The organism is Streptomyces sp. NPDC048001, assembly GCF_043203115.1.
In the GTDB taxonomy this organism is placed as follows: domain Bacteria; phylum Actinomycetota; class Actinomycetes; order Streptomycetales; family Streptomycetaceae; genus Streptomyces; species Streptomyces sanyensis.
This window is the reverse complement of the sequence record NZ_JBIDBN010000021.1, coordinates 1-14,895: the sequence shown is the minus strand read 5'-3', so window position 1 is coordinate 14,895 and position 14,895 is coordinate 1. Positions and strand designations below refer to the sequence as shown.

Sequence of the window (14,895 nt, the reverse complement as noted above, 5' to 3'; positions counted from 1 at the left end):
CAACCCGGCGGGGGTCCGATGAGTCGCCGTCAGGCGTCGCGCCACCACGGGGCTCGGACGGTCTCGCTGGCGTCGGCGGCGCAGTTGACGCCGTGGACGACCTCCGAGCCGGCCAGGTCCCAGCCGACGATGCCGTTGCCCTCCCGGGTCAGCTCCACCAGGCGGGCGCGGTGGGTTCCGCTGCCCACACCTGTGCCACCCGATGAGCGGTGGGGCGGCCCGTGGAACACGCCCGGTAGGGGCTGTCGCCCCCTGCGGGGTCGCTCGGCCGGACTCGCGTGCCCCGTCGTGACCTCCCTGGACGGCACACCTGCCGGGCCTGCGTCGTCAGAGCTTCGGGGCGGGAGGCAGGACGGTCTCGCACCCGGCCTTCGCCGCGGCGCGCAGGGCCGCTTCACGGGCCAGGCCCGGCAGCGCTCCCGGCTCGCCGCGGGTCGCGGCTTCGAACTCGGTGCCGGCGGTCACCCTCAGCGCGGTCGCCCCGGTCGACCGGGCCGGAGCTGCGCAGGTGGCGGTCACCGTGACAGACCGGGCGGTGAACTCGAACGTCCTCCCGCCCGGTTCGGCGTCCCCGGACGGGACGACCCACAGGGAGAAGAAGGCGTCCATCCGCTCCTCGCCCTCGAAGGTCACCTCCCGGCTGAGCAGGCACACCCGGTCCCCCGGAGGCTCGGCCCCCACCTTCCTGCCGCCGGCGAAGCGCATCAACGCGCCCGGGTCGACCAGCCCCTCGCATGCCTCGGTGATCGTCGCCCGGCTCTGCGAGCGGCCGCCGAACCGGTCGTAGAGGAACCAGCCGCTCACCGCCACGACGGCCAGCACCGCTACGAGCCCGGCCGCGCCGGTCCTTCCGGTCCCCGCTCCAGCCACCCTCACCGCGTCCCCCATCGGCGTTCCGCCACCGTCGCCGGGGAGTATACGGAGCATCAGCAGGGCCGCCGCGTGGCACGGACCGCCTCGCTGGTCAACCGCGAGGCCGGAGCCGCCGGCTCCCCCGGGAGCAGCCGAAGGAGACCGCGACCGCCACGCCCGCGTCGACCCGCTCCGGGCGGACGCGCTCGGCTGCCGGGGGAACTCGACCGGACGGGCGCCGAACTGCTCCCGCCGGAGTCCCGTCGGGAGCGGCCGGGCCACGACCGACGGGACTCCGGCGGGAGCGCACCATCGGAGCCCACGAACCGACGGCCTCCGCGGGGTCGCACCGGAAGGGCCGGCTGCTGCCTCCCCGTGCCGGTGGACGAGGGCCGCCACCGGACCCGCCCACGGTGCACCCGAGGTGCGGGCCCCGGCGCGGACGGCCGGATCCTCGGGCCCGCGGTGGGCGGCGTGGCGCGGGCAGGTCCGGATTCGGCCTCGTACGCGGGGTGCGGCTCGGGGAGCCGGCCGCCTTCCCGCGGGTGGGTGGCCGGCCCGACCGGTCTGATCCTTTCCGCGTGCAGGGCCGTCACCAGCGGTGTCACGTCGGCCTCTGGACGGTTTCCGCGCGGGGACCCCGGTGGCGGTGCCGGTCGGGGCGGCAGCCCGCCCGGGCGCCTGCGAATGGCGCGCGGACCTGTGGTGCCGGATGTGCCGCGTGGCTAGCCTGCGATCTTGTGGATCTGAAGCTGACGGGGCGGGTGGTCATGGTGACCGGTGGCAGTTCCGGCGTGGGTCGGGCTGCCGTCGAACTGCTGCTGGACGAGGGCGCCCGGGTGGCGACCTGCGCCCGGGATGCCGGGCGGCTGGCGCAGGTGTGGGCGCACCAGCAGGACCGGCTGTACCTCCATGCGGGCGATGTGCGCGACGAGGCGGCGATGGAGGGCTTCGTCCGCGCGACGGCCGGACGGTTCGGCCGGATCGACGCCGTGGTGGCCAATGCCGGGGAAGGGCTCCCGAGCACCTTCGCGGACGCCACGCCCAAGGACTGGCTGGCCGAACTGGAGGGCAAGGTGCTGGGCGCGGTGCTCCCGGTACGGGCGGCGCTGCCCTGGCTCCGGCGCTCCGACGCGGGCCGCGTGGTGCTGATCGGAGCCCTGATCGCACGCGAACCGGAGCCGAGCCTGGTCACGGCCAGCGCCGCCCGCGCCGCGCTCGCCAACCTCGCCCGCTCCATGGCCACCGAACTGGCGGCCGACGAGATCCTGGTCAACACCGTGAGTCTGGGCATGATCGACACGGAGCGGCAGCAGGCGGTCCACGCGGCGTCCGGCAGTGCCGAGTCCTACCGGCAGTGGGCCGCCGGATCCGTCGCCCGTCGCGGGGTGCCGCTCGGGCGGATGGGCCGCCCCGAGGAGGTCGCACCCGTCATCGCCCTGCTGGCTTCGCCGATGGCTTCGTACATCAGCGGCGCCGACGTGGCCGTGGCGGGGGGCGCAGGTCACTCGGCCCACTGACAACGGGCCCCCGGCGCGCCGGAACCCCGTCGGGCAGCGGCCGTCGAGACCGCGACGGGGACACGGCCGTGCACGCGTCGGCGCGAGGGGCCGCGTGCCGAGCACTGCGTGCGCCGGGGCCGCACCGGGGCGTCGCGGGCTCCGGACGGGGGCGGCCGGGTCCCGACCGGCCGCGGACCGGCGTCCGGACCCGCGGGGCCTGCGGACGGTGCGGGCCCCGTGCCGCCGTGGGGCGGCCGCGCGGGGGGCCGGATCCGGCTGGTCGTCCGCTCGGCTCCGATGCGGCGTGGGCCGGTCCTCCTGCCGGAACCGGTGGAGGGCCGCCCTTGCCGCTGCGCCGTTCGCGGCCGACCCGCCGCCCTGCTCCGCGGTCAGCGGCCGCGCCGGGCGGAGGCGGGCGGCGGCAGGCGGTAGGAGGGCAGGTTGCGGCGGCGGATCAGCCACTCCGCGACGAACATGTTCGGCACCCAGGCCAGGAACGGCACGGCGTGGTACGCGTTGTCGAACACCACGGCGAACTCGGTGTCCATGTCATGGAAGGGTGCTTGGACGAGGATCAGCAGGCCGAGCCAGAGGCGCAGCGCGGGTGCGGCGTAGGTGAAGGCGAAGTTGCGGATCATCCAGGCCTGATGGTGTGCGATGTCGCCGCGGCGGGCGGCTCTGTAGCCCCGCACCGCGGTGACCGCCCACAGCACCGACAGGCCTCCGAAGCCGAAGAAGCCTGCCATGCCGGCCGAGTTCCAGGGGGTGACCAGCACCCCGCTCACCGCCCCGAGCAGGACCGAGACCAGGTAGACGCGGCCCACCGCGCGGTGCGCCCGCGGCGAGCGCCGACGCAGTGCGCGGGAGAACTGGAACGGGCCCAGCAGCAGCGCCAGGGCGGCGGTGGCGATGTGGACGTAGAGGAGGACCTGGGCGAAGGCCGGTGCGGCGGCATACGCCTCGGACAGGCCGGCCCCGTCTTCGGCGAGGGATTCCAGGGACCCTGCGGCATAGGTGCCGACGGAGAGGGCGGCCACGGCCAGCGAGCTCAGCAGGACCAGCGTCCAGCCCGTCCGGGAGCGGGCCGGAGGACGGCGCGGCGGGGGCGGCGCGCTCCGGGAGCCCGCGAGGGTCGCGATCCTCCCTGACTCGGCGGGCCGGGGCGCCGGGGTGGCGGTTCCCTCTTCGTTCGGGCGATCGGACACGGCCCCTCCAGCAGGTGGCGCGGCGGATACGGGTTCGGCTGCTTGCCGGCCGCCGGCCCGGGCCGCACCCGGCGCCGGGGCGGGGAGGGCAGGCGGGGAGGGCGGGACGGAGACACCCCCACCCTCATGTGACTCACTCTTACATTGTGAGGACCTTTAACATAGCCATGAATGTTAATGTGGTCAACATGGCGTCGAAAGCGAGACCGGACACAGGGTCCGGGGCGAAGAACCCCGATTCCTACCATCACGGGGCGCTGCGCGAGGCGCTGCTGACGGGGGCTCGCGAACTGCTCGACGAGCGCGGCGAGGAAGGCTTCAGCCTCAGCGCCCTGGCCCGGCGCCTCGGTGTCAGCACCGCCGCCCCCTACCGCCACTTCGCCGACCGCGACGCCCTGCTGCACGCCGTCGGCGATCTCGGCTACGAGGAACTGCGCCGACGCCTGCTCCGTGCGGACGCGGCCGCGGACGGCCCCGCCGACACCCTGGTGGGCATGTGCGCCGCCTATCTGCGCTTCGCGCAGGACAACCCGGCGCTGTTCGGCATCCTCTTCCGCAGCCGCGGCGCACACCGGCAGTCCCCGACCGGCCCCGCGTCCTTCCAGCCCCTGATCGACGCGGTCACCGAGGCGCAGCACCGCGGTGTGCTGGACTCCGGCGCCTCGCCGCTGGTCCTGGCCCGCTCGATCTGGGCAGCGGTCCACGGCCTGGCCGTGCTGCACCTCAACGGTGGTTTCGCGAAGCTCGGTCTCGACGACACCCCGGAGCGCCTCGCCGCCGACACCCTGGCCGCGATGCTGCGCACCCCCGAGTCCCGCGCACCGGCCTGAGCCCCGGCAGCCGCACCGGCGCGCTCCTCCGGATCGCCGAGTCGGCGGCGCGGCCGTGCGCCCGCCGCCGCCGGAGCTCAGCCGGTCGCCACGTCCTCCCACTCGGCCGTGCGGTCGCACCAGCGCCCCAGCAGCACCCGGTCGTGGCCGACGGCCAGCAGGCCCGCCCCGCGGGCGGCCCGGTAGGACTCCACCGCGGCGACGAGCGCGGCCGTGGTGGAGGCGTCCAGCATGGCGGTCATCTCGTCGCAGACCAGCAGCCGGGGGCGCAGCACCAGGGCCCGGGCCAGGCAGGCGCGCTGGAGTTGGCCGTCGCTGACCTCGTGGGGGCGCCGGCGCAGCAGTTCGCCGGTCAGCCCCACGGTCTCGGCGAGTTCCGCCGCCTGCCGCGCGGCGCCCTCGCGGCGGCCCGTTGCGCGCAGGGGTTCGGCGATGAGGTCGACGAGCCGCAGCCGGGGGTCGGCGGCGAGGCGGGGCTGCTGGAACACGACCCCGATCGCGGTCCGCAGACGGCGCGGTGCCCGGTGGCGCCAGGCGCGGACCGGCTCCCCGTCGATGGTGAGGCGGCCTGCCTCGGGGCGGTGCAGCAGGGCCGCCACGCGGGCCAGCGTGGACTTGCCGCAGCCGCTCGGGCCGAGCAGGCCGACCGCTTCGCCCGGCGCCAGGCGCAGGGAGGCGCCGCGCACCACCGGGGTGTGGCGGTCGTATCCGGCGGTGATCTGGTCCAGCTCAATCACGGTCGGCCTCCTCGGGGTGGTGGCAGGCGGTTCCCGCGGCGAAGGCCGGCCGCTGCGAGGCGCAGCGGCCGTCGGACTTGGAGCAGCGCGGGGCGAAGGCGCAGCCCGCGGGGAGGTCGCCCAGTTCGGGCGGCAGTCCGGGGATCGGGGTGAAGGCCCGCTCGGGGAGGGCGTTCAGCAGGCCGCGGGCGTAGGGGTGCCGGGGCCCCGGCTCGCCGAAGAAGCGGTCGGCTTCGGCGATCTCGACGATGCGGCCGGCGTACATCACGGCGACCCGGTCGGCGGTGCGCTGGGCGGCGGCGAGGTCGTGGGTGATCAGCAGCAGGCCGCGTCCCCGGTCCACCTGGCGCCGCAGTTCGTCCGCGGTGTGCTCGACCAGGTCGCGGTCGAGGCCGGTGGTGGGCTCGTCGGCCAGCAGCAGGGGCGCGTCGCCCACCAGGGCCAGCGCGGTGGCGGCACGCTGGGCGAGGCCGCCGGAGAGCTCGTGGGGGTAGCGGTCGAGGTGGCCGGCGGGGAAGGCGGCGCGCTCGGCGGCCCCGGCGGCGTGCCGGGCGGCGGCCTCCCCCCGGAGGCCGGTGAGCGCCCTCGCGGTCTCGGCCAGTTGGGCGCCGACGGTCCGTACGGGGGTGAGGTGGGCGGCGGGGCTCTGGGGCACCAGGCCGACGAGGCGTCCGCGGACGGTGCGGGCCAGGACCGCCTCGTCGGCGGTGAGGAGTTCGGTGCCCGCGGTGCGGGCGGTGCCGGCGGTCTGGGCGTTGGCGGGCAGCAGCCCGAGCAGGGCGGAGGCGAGGACGGACTTTCCGCAGCCGCTCTCGCCCACGAGGGCGAGGCACTGTCCGGCCTCCAGGGTGAAGCCGGCGTCGCTGACGGCGGCGATGTGCCGCCCGCCGGGCATCCGGAAGCGCACGGACAGGCCTTTGACCTCCAGCAGGGGAGGCCGGTCGGCGGACGGGCGGGCGCGGGTGCTCGGGCGGGTGGCGGAGGACTCGGTCACAGCGTCAGCTCCGCTCGCCTGCGCGGGTTGAGGCGCTCCCGCCAGGCGCCGGCGAGGCCGGCGACGGCGAGGGTCGGGACGATCAGGAACAGGCCGGGGAAGAGGGTGGGCCACCAGTGGCCCGCCAGCAGGGAGCCGCGGGCGCTCTGGACGAGGTTGCCGAGGCTGGCCTGGTGGGTGGGCAGTCCGAGGCCGAGGAAGGACAGGGCCGACTCGTGCCACATGGCGTGCGGGACCATCAGCACGGCGGCGAGTCCGGCCTGCGGCAGGACGCCGGGCAGCAGGTGGCGGACGGCGATGCGCAGGCGGCCCGCTCCGCCGCTGACGGCGGCGTCGATGTACGGGCGCGAGCGCAGCGAGAGTACCTCGGCCCGCACGATGCGGGCCGTGGACAGCCAGTGGGTGACCGCGACGGACACCACGACCGGCCACACCCCGGGCCGGAACATGGCGACGACGAAGATGCCGAGCAGCAGGTGGGGCACGGAGGAGAAGGTGTCGACGAGGCGCATCAGCAGGCGGTCGGTCCAGCCGCCGAGGGCCGCCGCCGCGGCGCCCACGGCGGTGCCGATCACGGTCGCGGCGAGCGCGGCCACCAGGCCGACCAGGAGCGAGACGCGCAGTCCGTAGACGCAGCGCAGCAGCAGGTCGCGGCCGACGTCGTCGGTGCCGAAGGGGTGCTCGACGGAGGGTGGCAGGAGCTTGCTCGACAGGTCGACGGCCTGCTGGTCGAGGTCCACGGCGGGCGGCACGACGAGCACCGCGAGGGCCACGCAGACGAGGACGGCGGCCGAGGCGGCGATCCGCAGGGTGCGGGTCGAGCGGCGGGTGCCGCCGCGGCTGCGCCACACGGCCGGGGCGGCACAGGGGGCGGGGTGCCGGTCAGCCATCGAAGCCCACCCGGGGGTCGGCGAGGCCGTACAGCAGGTCCGAGAGGAGGTTCCCGAGCAGCACGGCCGCGGTGGCGAGCACCGTGAGGGCCGCGAGCAGCGGGAAGTCGACGGCGGTGGCGGCCTGGACGGTCGCGGCGGCGATGCCCGGCCAGCTGAAGACGGTCTCCACGAGCAGTGCTCCGGTGATGAGTTCGGGGACGCGGGAGCCGATGAGGGTGAGCATCGGCAGCATGCCGGAGCGCAGGGCGTGTCCGAGCAGGACGGTGCGCTCGGCCAGTCCGCGGGCGCGGGCGCCGCGCACCGGGTCCTCGGCCAGGGCGTCGCCGACTCCCTGGCGTACGTAGAGGAAGAACCACGGCAGCTGGCTGATGCCGAGGACGGCCGCGGGCAGCACCAGGTGGCGGGCGACCTGCCCGGCGGTGACGGTGTCGCTGGCGGTGTCGGTGAGCCCGCCGGCGGGCAGCACGCCCCATTGGAGGGAGAACAGCCAGATGGCGAGGAGTCCCAGCCAGAAGGCGGGAGCGGCCTCCAGGGTGTACGCCGCCGCGGTGGCGCAGCGGTCGAGCGGGCCGCCGGGGCGGCGCGCGGCGAGGACGCCGAGCGCGGTGCCGAGGAGTACGGCGAGGGCGAAGGCCGCGGCGGCCAGGAGGACCGACCATCCGAGCCGCTCGGCGACGGCGTCCGCGACCGGCATCCGCAGCACGGCCGAGTCGCCCAGGTCTCCCCGCAGGGCGTCGGCGATCCAGTCCGCCCAGCGGGCGGTGAACGGCCGGTCGACGCCGAGGTTGGCCCTGATCTGGTCGAGGTTCTCCTGCGAGGCGGTGAGTCCCGCGGTGCCGGTGTACGCCTTGACGGGGTCGAAGGGGGAGGCCGCGGCGACGGCGAAGACGCCGAAGGTCACCAGGAGCAGGACGGGGACGGCGAGCAGGACCCGCCGTCCCGCCATACGGGCCATGGCGCCCCAGGGAGCGCGCCGCTTCACCGCGGGGTGCCCTTGGGGGTCCAGGTCTCGATGTTCCACCAGGGTCCGGCGGCCAGGCCGTGGTCGTGCGGCTCGACCTGGGTGCTGAGGCCGTCCCAGGCGTCGGCGAGCACGTAGACGTGGTCGATGTGGGTGAGGAAGGTGTAGCCCGGGTTCTGCACCAGTTCCCGCTGGACGGTGTCGTAGGCGCGCCTGCGGGCGGCCTCGTCGCCTGCCCGGCGGCCCTGCTCCAGGGCCTTGTCCACGGCCGGGTTGTCGTAGCGGGCCATGTTGTTGAAGCCGTCGCCCGCGTGGTCGGAGTGGAGCAGCAGGTACTGGTCGAAGTCGGGGTCGCCGGGCGCCCCTCCGCCGGCGAGGACCGCGTCGTCCTCCATCCGCGGTTCGATGACCTCCCAGGTCCCGGCCTGGGTGGTGATGTCGATGCCGATCCTGCGGGCGTCGGAGGCGTAGGCGAGGGCGTGGTCCTGGCGGAGCTTGTCGCCGGTGACGTACCAGAGCGGGAAGGCGGCGCGGACGCCGTCCTTGGTGCGGATCCCGTCCTTGCCGGGCTTCCATCCCGCCTCGTCGAGGATCCGCCGGGCGGCCCCGGGGTCGTGGCGGCGCTCGGTGCCTGCGGTGAACCACGGGCTGCCGGTGGGGACGGGGCCGTACGCGGGCTTGCCCGCGCCGTTCAGGATGCCGTCGACCATGGCCTGCCGGTCGACGGCGATGTCCAGGGCGCGGCGTACCGCGGTGTCCCCCGCGACGGGGTTGCCCGTGGGCAGGGTGACGGTGCGGTAGTCGTAGCTGGTGGCCCGGTGGGTCCGCAGGTTCCTGTCGCGGGCGAAGCCCTCGGCGAGGGCGGGCGGCAGGACGGCGCCGTCGAGGTCTCCGGCGCGCAGCCGGGTGGCGCGGACGTCGTCGTCCCGGATGACGGCCATGGTGAGCCGCTCGACCTCCGGTTCGCCGCCCCAGTAGCGGGGGTTGGCCTTGAAGCTGAGCTTCTCCCCCTTGGACCAGCCGGTGAGGATGTAGGGCCCGGTGCCGATCGGTTCGGTGGTGAACCTCCCCGTGTTGACGTCCTGACGGCCGGCGATGTGCTCGGGGGCGATGGGGAGCACGGTCCGCTGGGCGAAGGGGGCGTAGGGGTAGGCGAGGGTGAAGACGACGGTGTGGCTGCCCTCGGCGCGGACGCCGCTGAGGGCGTCGAGTTCCGTGCGGGAGGGGTTGTTGGTCTTCTCGTCGAGGATGGTGCGGTAGGTGAAGACGACGTCCTCGGCGTCGAAGGGCTCTCCGTCGTGGAAGGTCACGCCCCGGCGGAGGGTGTAGGTGTAGGTGAGCCCGTCGGGGCTGACCTCCGGGAGTTCGGCCGCGAGGGCCGGGCGCAGCCGCAGGTCCGCGTCGTGGGCGAGCAGCCCGTCGAAGATCTTGGAGTTGCCGTCCTTGCCGTACCCGAGGAGGGGGCTGAGGGTGTCGGGCTCGTAGGCGATGCCGACGACCGCGGTGCTGCCGTCCGCCGCCCGGGTTCCGCCGTCGGACGGCGCGGTGCAGGCCGCCGCTCCGAGGAGCAGAGCGGCGGCCAGGGCCGCGGCGGAGGCGGCCCGTAGGGATCGGCCCGTCATGATGACCCCCTGTTGAAGATCGACTGTTGTTGCAAAGTTCTCGCAATTAAACAGTATGTAAAGACCGGTTCGGAACAGGGGGTGTTACCGGTGGGGCGTACGGGCACGGGCGCGGCCCGCCGGGTCTCAGGGGGCGTCCAGGCCCGTGAGCCGGGCCACCTCCTGCCGGTGGCGGCCCGGGGTGCCGAAGGCGATCTCGTCGGCCTTGGCCCGCTTCAGGTACCGGTGGACCGGGTGCTCCCAGGTCATGCCGGTGCCTCCGTGCAGCTGCAGGCACTCCTCGGCGGCGCGCACGGCGGCCGGGGAGCAGTACGCCTGGGCCACCGCGGCGGCGAGCGGCGCGTCCCCGGCACCGGTGGCCAGGGCGTCGGCGGCCGCGCGGGCGGCCGCCCGCGCGGAGACGAGTTCCAGCCACAGCCGGGCCATGCGGTGCTTGAGCGCCTGGAAGGAGCCCACGGGGCGGTTGAACTGGTGCCGCTCTCGGGTGTGCGCCACGGCCGCCTCCAGGCACCACTCGGCGAGGCCGAGCTGCTCGGAGGCGAGCAGGGCGGCCCCGGCGAGCAGGCCCTGGCCGACGGCGTCCGCGGCGGGCCCGGGGGCGGCGATCCGGGTGCCGGTGCCGTCCGGGGCGCTCACCGCGGCGAGCGGACGGGTGAGGTCGAGCGGGGTGCAGGGTTCGACGCGCGCCTCCGCCGCGTCGACGGCGTACAGCCCGTCGGCCCTCGGCACGAGGAGGACGTCCGCGGCGACGGCGTCCGCGACGGCGGTGGCGCGCCCCTGCGGCGGGGCGGCCGTGACGCCGGGCGGGGTGGACAGCGGCAGGGCCAGCACGGCCGTGCGCTCACCGGCCGCGAGGTCCTCCAGCAGCCCGCCCACGGGCCGGCGGTCCGGGTCCAGGGCGAGCAGCACGGTGGTGGCGACCACGGAGCTGGTGAGGAAGGGGGCCGGGGTGACGGTCCGGCCCAGCTCCTCCAGCACCACGGCGGCCTCCCGGGGACCGGCTCCCTGCCCGCCGTACTCCTCGGGGACGAGCAGCCCCGCGGCGCCGGCACCGCCGGCGAGCGACCGCCACAGGGCGGGGTCGTAGGGGTCGCCGGCCTCCTCCCGTCCCGCCCTCGCCGCGGCCGGGTCCGAGCGGGCGGCGAGCAGCGAGCGGACGGAGGCGCGCAGGTCCTCCTCGGCCTCGCCGTACAGCAGGTCCGTCATCGGGCCAGGTCCTTCCACGGGGTGTCCTTGTCGCTGCGCGGTTCGGCGGGCAGGCCGAGGACGCGCTCGGCGACGATGTTGAGCAGCACCTCGCTGGTGCCGCCCTCGATCGAGTTGCCCTTGGCGCGCAGGTAGCGGTAGCCCGCCTGCCGGCCGGTGAAGTCCACGAGCTCCGGGCGGCGCAGGGTCCAGTCGTCGTACAGCAGCCCCTCCTCGCCGAGCAGTTCGACCTCCAGGCCGCTGATCTCCTGGTTGAGGCGGGCGAAGGCCAGCTTCGCCGCGCTGCCCTCGGGTCCCGGCTGCCCGGCCGCGAGCATCTGGCGCAGGCGCTCCCCCGCCAGCCGGGCGGCCTCGGCCTCGACCCAGAGCGCGAGGAGCCGCTGGTGCAGGTCGTGGGTGCGCAGCTCCGGGCGCTCGCGCCAGGTGGCGGCGAGGCGGCCGATCATGCCGCCCTCGCGCGGTACGCGGTGGCCGCCGATGGAGACGCGCTCGTTCATCAGGGTGGTCTGCGCGACGCGCCAGCCGTCGCCGACCGCTCCGAGGCGGTGGGCGTCGGGGATGCGGACTCCGGTGAGGAAGACCTCGTTGAACTCCGCCTCGCCGGTGATCTGCCGCAGCGGGCGCACGTCGACCCCGGGGCCGGCCATGTCGCACACGAAGTAGGTGATGCCGCGGTGCTTGGGCGCGTCCGGGTCGGTACGGGCGAGGAGGATGGCCCAGCGGGCGGCGTGGGCGCTGGAGGTCCACACCTTCTGCCCGTCGACGACCCAGGTGTCGCCGTCGCGGACGGCCCGGGTGGCGAGGGCCGCGAGGTCGGACCCGGCACCCGGCTCCGAGAAGAGCTGGCACCACACCTCCTCGCCGGTCCACAGCGGGCGCAGGAAGCGCTTCCTGAGCGCGTCGGAGGCGTAGGCGAGGAGGGTGGGGGCGGCCATTCCGAGGCCGATGCCGATCCGGCGCGGGTCGTTGTCCGGGGCCCCGGCCTCGGCGAGGGCGGCGTCGACGGCCGCCTGGAGGGTGCGCGGTGCGCCGAGCCCGCCGAGGCCCTCGGGGTAGTGCACCCAGGCCAGACCGGCGTCGAACCGGGCCCGGAGGAAGTCGGTGCGCCCCGTCTCGGCCGGGGGGTGGGCGGCGAGGAGGTCGGCGACCCGCCGGCGGAGTTCCTCGGGGCCGGTCACCGCCGCTCCCCCTCGTCGGCGCCGGGGAGGACGACGAGACGGCCCGTGGTCGCGCCGTCCGCGACGCGCTGCACGGCCGAGGCGGCGCCGGACAGCGGGACCCGCTCGCTGATCAGCGGCTTGATCAGGCCCTTGGCCGCGTACTCGGTGAGCTGCCGGTGGCATTCCGCCACGGAACCGGGGTCCTTGCGCGCGTAGAGGCCCCAGTGGAGGCCGAGGATCGAGTAGTTCTTGACGAGGGCGTGATTGAGGGCGGGGGCGGGGATCTCGCCTCCCGCGAAGCCGACGACGACGATGCGCCCCTCGAAGGCGATGCACTTGGTCGACCCGGTGTAGGCGGCGCCGCCGACCGGGTCGTAGACCACGTCGGCGCCACGGCCGCCGGTCGCCTCCCTGACGGCGGCGGCGAAGTCCTCGATGCGCCGGTCGACCACCACGTCGCAGCCGAGTTCGCGGGCCGCCTCGGCCTTCCCGGCTCCGCCGACGACGCCGATGACGGTGGCGCCCGCCGCCTTGCCGAGCTGGACGGCCGCACTGCCGACGCCCCCGGCCGCGGCATGGACCAGCAGGGTCTCGCCCCGGCGCAGGCCGGCCCTGCGGTGGAGGCCGAACCAGCCCGTCTGGTAGCCGATGTGCAGGGCCGCGGCCTCGGCGTCGTCCAGCGCCTCCGGGGCGGGCAGCAGGGCGGCGGAGTCGGCGACGGTGTACTGCGCGAGACCGCCGTGGGGCAGGGCCGGGGCGGCGATGACGCGGCGGCCGTCGGCGGTCTCGGCGCACACCTCGACGCCCGGGGTGAAGGGCAGGGGCGGGCGCACCTGGTAGTGGCCGCGGCACAGCAGGGCGTCGGGGAAGTTGACGTTGGCGGCCCTCACCCGCAGCAGTTCCTGACCGGGCCCCGGTTCGGGCCGCTCGACCTCGTCGAGCCGCATCACCTCGCCCGGTTCGCCGTTGCGGTGTACTCGCCATGCCTGCATCTCGGGGCCTCCCACCGGCCGTAGGGCAGTACGGGCAGAACTGTGCCAGCCCGCATACTAAGCGGTCGCTTGCCGCCAGTGGAAGAGGCGCCGGCCCGTCGCCTCCGGCCACGGGTGCCCGCGGGGCGCTCAGCCGCGCCGCGGCCGGGCCCGCACGTGCATCCGCTCCCCCTGCGGCCCGAACAGGCTCAGGAACTCGACCGGCTCGTCGCCCGCGGCCCCGAACCAGTGCGGCACCCGGGTGTCGAACTCCGCGGCCTCCCCCTGCGTCAGCACCACGTCGTGGTCCCCGAGCAGCAGCCTCAGCCGCCCGGAGAGCACGTAGAGCCACTCGTAGCCCTCGTGGGTGCGCCGCTCGGGCGGCTCGGACGACGGCTGGTAGACGGCCTTGTACGCCTGGAGCCCGCCCGGGCGGCTGGTGAGCGCGTACATCGTGCGGTGGCCGCGCACCACCGGCTTGGCGCGTACCCGCGGATCCCCCACCGGAGGAGCCCCCACCAGTTCGTCCAGTGGCACCTGGTGCGCCCGGGCGATGGGCAGCAGCAGCTCCAGGCTCGGGCGGCGGCCTCCGGACTCCAGCCGCGAGAGCGTGCTCACCGAGATCCCGGTGGCCTCCGAGAGGGCACCCAGCGTGGCCCCCCGCTCCTTGCGGATCCTGCGCAGCCGGGGGCCGACCTCGTTCAGCACGGCGCCCAGGCGCTCGTCCTCGTCTTCTCGAACCATGCCTCCATTGCAGAAACGGCAAACCCGCGTGTCAAGTCAGCACATGGCCCGGTCGCACCGGGAGGGTCCCTGAGGGAAAGGGCGGGGCCGCACCGGGAGGGGCCGCAAGGGAAAGGGCGGGGTCGCGCGGGAAGGTGCGGGGCCGCACGGCGCCGCGAGAGGCGCCTCAGCGCGGGAAGAGCTCGAAGGCGACGGCCGGGCGGCCCGCGAAGCGCGGCGCGGCCGCTTCCGCGAAGGAGGTCAGGAGGGTGCGGCAGTAGGCCTCCGGCTCCTGGTCGGTCAGCACCTCGATGTACGTCCGGTGCTCCAGCAGCGAGCGCACCGAGCGCTCCAGACCGGGTCCCGCCTCGACGGCGTGCGTCGGCGAGGAGGAGCCGGCCACGGCCACCCAGCGGACACCGTTCCAGGGCAGCAGCCCCTGGCCCACCAGCTCGGGGAAGATCCACCGGTTGCCGGCGTCGGCCGCCGCGTCCAGTACCGCCCGGCCCACCGCGCGGTGGTCGGGGGTGTTCCAGGCCGTTCCGCCCCAGGTGTCGCGGTGGTTGAGGGTGACCACCAGCTCGGGGCGGTGGCGGCGGATCGCGGCGGCGATGTCGCGCCGCAGGGCGGTCCCGTACTCGATGACGCCGTCCCGGTGGTCGAGGAACTCCACCGCGGTGACGCCGACCACCGCGGCACTCGCCCGCTGCTCGCGCTCGCGCAGCGGCGCCGCCTCCTCGGGGTCCATGGAGTCGATGCCCGCCTCGCCCCGTGTGGCCAGCAGATAGGTGACCTCCTTGCCCTGGTCCGTCCAGGCCGCCACCGCGGCCGCGCAGCCGTACTCCAGGTCGTCGGGGTGGGCGACGACGGCCAGCGCGCGCTTCCAGTCCGCGGGCATCTCCGCGAGCTGCTCGGGTGTGTGATCGCTCATGGCGGCAGCATACGGTCCGTCAGCCCGGCCGGTCCGCCGGCCGGGGACGGCCCGAACGGCGCGGCGCGGCACCTGCCGCGGGAGCCGCAGGACCCGCCCGGCGGGGACGCCGGGCCGGGCGCCCCCGGGCACGCTGCGATCATGCTGGAGGCCGGCACGCCCCAGCCCGAATGCCCCCGGCCCGGGCCGGGGAACGCGCGCGCCGGGCGGCGGGGGGGGCGGGCCGCCCCCCCGCCCCGCGGGCCCCCCGGGGACGGGGGGGGCGGGTGGGTTTGGTACCATCCGGTGGGGGGGGGGCCGGGGTTTTT

The 14,895-nt window shown here is 75.8% G+C and carries 15 protein-coding genes; 2 read left to right on the top strand and 13 right to left on the bottom strand.

The features are described 5' to 3' along the window. Positions 1-29 precede the first annotated feature (29 nt). Both ACGF15_RS28310 and ACGF15_RS28305 read right to left on the bottom strand, forming a co-directional pair. Complete coding sequence (locus ACGF15_RS28310) at positions 30-188, bottom strand: hypothetical protein (RefSeq protein ID WP_345608114.1); 159 nt, start codon at positions 186-188, stop codon at positions 30-32. A 139-nt stretch (positions 189-327) separates the two neighbouring features. Then, positions 328-870, bottom strand: coding sequence for a hypothetical protein (locus ACGF15_RS28305; RefSeq protein ID WP_392803047.1), 543 nt, complete (start codon positions 868-870; stop codon positions 328-330). 722 nt (positions 871-1,592) lie between these two features. Here ACGF15_RS28305 and ACGF15_RS28300 point away from each other — a divergent pair. Next, positions 1,593-2,372, top strand: a complete 780-nt coding sequence (locus ACGF15_RS28300) for an SDR family oxidoreductase (protein ID WP_345608118.1) — start codon at positions 1,593-1,595, stop codon at positions 2,370-2,372. Positions 2,373-2,743: 371 nt separating this feature from the next. On the opposite strand, the gene ACGF15_RS28295 is transcribed toward ACGF15_RS28300, so the two are convergent. Then, positions 2,744-3,559 carry a DUF2306 domain-containing protein gene (locus ACGF15_RS28295; protein ID WP_345608120.1) on the bottom strand — a complete coding sequence of 272 codons (816 nt, stop codon included), beginning with the start codon at positions 3,557-3,559 and terminating at the stop codon, positions 2,744-2,746. A 188-nt stretch (positions 3,560-3,747) separates the two neighbouring features. On the opposite strand from ACGF15_RS28295, the gene ACGF15_RS28290 reads away from it, so the two are divergent. Continuing rightward, positions 3,748-4,389, top strand: coding sequence for a TetR/AcrR family transcriptional regulator (locus ACGF15_RS28290; protein ID WP_392803042.1), 642 nt, complete (start codon positions 3,748-3,750; stop codon positions 4,387-4,389). Between the two features lie 77 nt (positions 4,390-4,466). Here the strand turns inward: ACGF15_RS28290 and ACGF15_RS28285 are convergent, their stop codons facing one another. The 10 genes from ACGF15_RS28285 to ACGF15_RS28240 form a co-directional block, all read right to left on the bottom strand. Continuing rightward, the gene (locus ACGF15_RS28285; protein WP_392803039.1) at positions 4,467-5,126 is read right to left on the bottom strand and encodes an ABC transporter ATP-binding protein; all 660 of its coding nucleotides are present in this window, start codon (positions 5,124-5,126) and stop codon (positions 4,467-4,469) included. Continuing rightward, positions 5,119-6,021, bottom strand: a complete 903-nt coding sequence (locus tag ACGF15_RS28280; protein ID WP_392803125.1) for an ABC transporter ATP-binding protein — start codon at positions 6,019-6,021, stop codon at positions 5,119-5,121. Before ACGF15_RS28280 ends, ACGF15_RS28285 begins: the two co-directional genes overlap by 8 nt. 95 nt (positions 6,022-6,116) lie before the next feature. Next, positions 6,117-7,010: an ABC transporter permease gene (locus ACGF15_RS28275; RefSeq protein ID WP_392803036.1), complete on the bottom strand. Its 894-nt coding sequence runs from the start codon at positions 7,008-7,010 to the stop codon at positions 6,117-6,119. Continuing rightward, positions 7,003-7,968: an ABC transporter permease gene (locus ACGF15_RS28270; RefSeq protein WP_345609784.1), complete on the bottom strand. Its 966-nt coding sequence runs from the start codon at positions 7,966-7,968 to the stop codon at positions 7,003-7,005. The genes ACGF15_RS28275 and ACGF15_RS28270 overlap by 8 nt, the downstream gene beginning before the upstream one ends. A 23-nt stretch (positions 7,969-7,991) precedes the next feature. Continuing rightward, positions 7,992-9,596 carry an ABC transporter substrate-binding protein gene (locus tag ACGF15_RS28265; protein WP_392803033.1) on the bottom strand — a complete coding sequence of 535 codons (1,605 nt, stop codon included), beginning with the start codon at positions 9,594-9,596 and terminating at the stop codon, positions 7,992-7,994. Positions 9,597-9,722: 126 nt separating this feature from the next. Then, positions 9,723-10,802, bottom strand: coding sequence for an acyl-CoA dehydrogenase family protein (locus tag ACGF15_RS28260; RefSeq protein ID WP_392803030.1), 1,080 nt, complete (start codon positions 10,800-10,802; stop codon positions 9,723-9,725). Next, positions 10,799-11,980 (bottom strand): acyl-CoA dehydrogenase family protein, encoded by a 1,182-nt coding sequence (locus ACGF15_RS28255; RefSeq protein ID WP_345608133.1) that lies wholly within the window; start codon positions 11,978-11,980, stop codon positions 10,799-10,801. Before ACGF15_RS28255 ends, ACGF15_RS28260 begins: the two co-directional genes overlap by 4 nt. Next, positions 11,977-12,954: an NADPH:quinone oxidoreductase family protein gene (locus ACGF15_RS28250; RefSeq protein WP_392803026.1), complete on the bottom strand. Its 978-nt coding sequence runs from the start codon at positions 12,952-12,954 to the stop codon at positions 11,977-11,979. The genes ACGF15_RS28255 and ACGF15_RS28250 overlap by 4 nt, the downstream gene beginning before the upstream one ends. 129 nt (positions 12,955-13,083) lie before the next feature. Beyond that, the gene (locus ACGF15_RS28245; RefSeq protein WP_345608137.1) at positions 13,084-13,677 is read right to left on the bottom strand and encodes an XRE family transcriptional regulator; all 594 of its coding nucleotides are present in this window, start codon (positions 13,675-13,677) and stop codon (positions 13,084-13,086) included. Positions 13,678-13,843: 166 nt separating this feature from the next. Then, positions 13,844-14,587 (bottom strand): PIG-L deacetylase family protein, encoded by a 744-nt coding sequence (locus ACGF15_RS28240; RefSeq protein WP_392803023.1) that lies wholly within the window; start codon positions 14,585-14,587, stop codon positions 13,844-13,846. Between the last annotated feature and the right edge of the window lie 308 nt (positions 14,588-14,895).

What these genes read in the sequence shown, in the direction of transcription:
- ACGF15_RS28240 (WP_392803023.1), bottom strand. Translation starts at nt 14,587, where the DNA reads ATGAGCGATCACACACCCGAGCAGCTCGCGGAGATGCCCGCGGACTGG.
- ACGF15_RS28245 (WP_345608137.1), bottom strand. Translation starts at nt 13,677, where the DNA reads ATGGTTCGAGAAGACGAGGACGAGCGCCTGGGCGCCGTGCTGAACGAG.
- ACGF15_RS28280 (WP_392803125.1), bottom strand. Translation starts at nt 6,021, where the DNA reads ATGCCCGGCGGGCGGCACATCGCCGCCGTCAGCGACGCCGGCTTCACC.
- ACGF15_RS28290 (WP_392803042.1), top strand. Translation starts at nt 3,748, where the DNA reads ATGGCGTCGAAAGCGAGACCGGACACAGGGTCCGGGGCGAAGAACCCC.
- ACGF15_RS28270 (WP_345609784.1), bottom strand. Translation starts at nt 7,968, where the DNA reads ATGGCCCGTATGGCGGGACGGCGGGTCCTGCTCGCCGTCCCCGTCCTG.
- ACGF15_RS28275 (WP_392803036.1), bottom strand. Translation starts at nt 7,010, where the DNA reads ATGGCTGACCGGCACCCCGCCCCCTGTGCCGCCCCGGCCGTGTGGCGC.
- ACGF15_RS28265 (WP_392803033.1), bottom strand. Translation starts at nt 9,596, where the DNA reads ATGACGGGCCGATCCCTACGGGCCGCCTCCGCCGCGGCCCTGGCCGCC.
- ACGF15_RS28260 (WP_392803030.1), bottom strand. Translation starts at nt 10,802, where the DNA reads ATGACGGACCTGCTGTACGGCGAGGCCGAGGAGGACCTGCGCGCCTCC.
- ACGF15_RS28250 (WP_392803026.1), bottom strand. Translation starts at nt 12,954, where the DNA reads ATGCAGGCATGGCGAGTACACCGCAACGGCGAACCGGGCGAGGTGATG.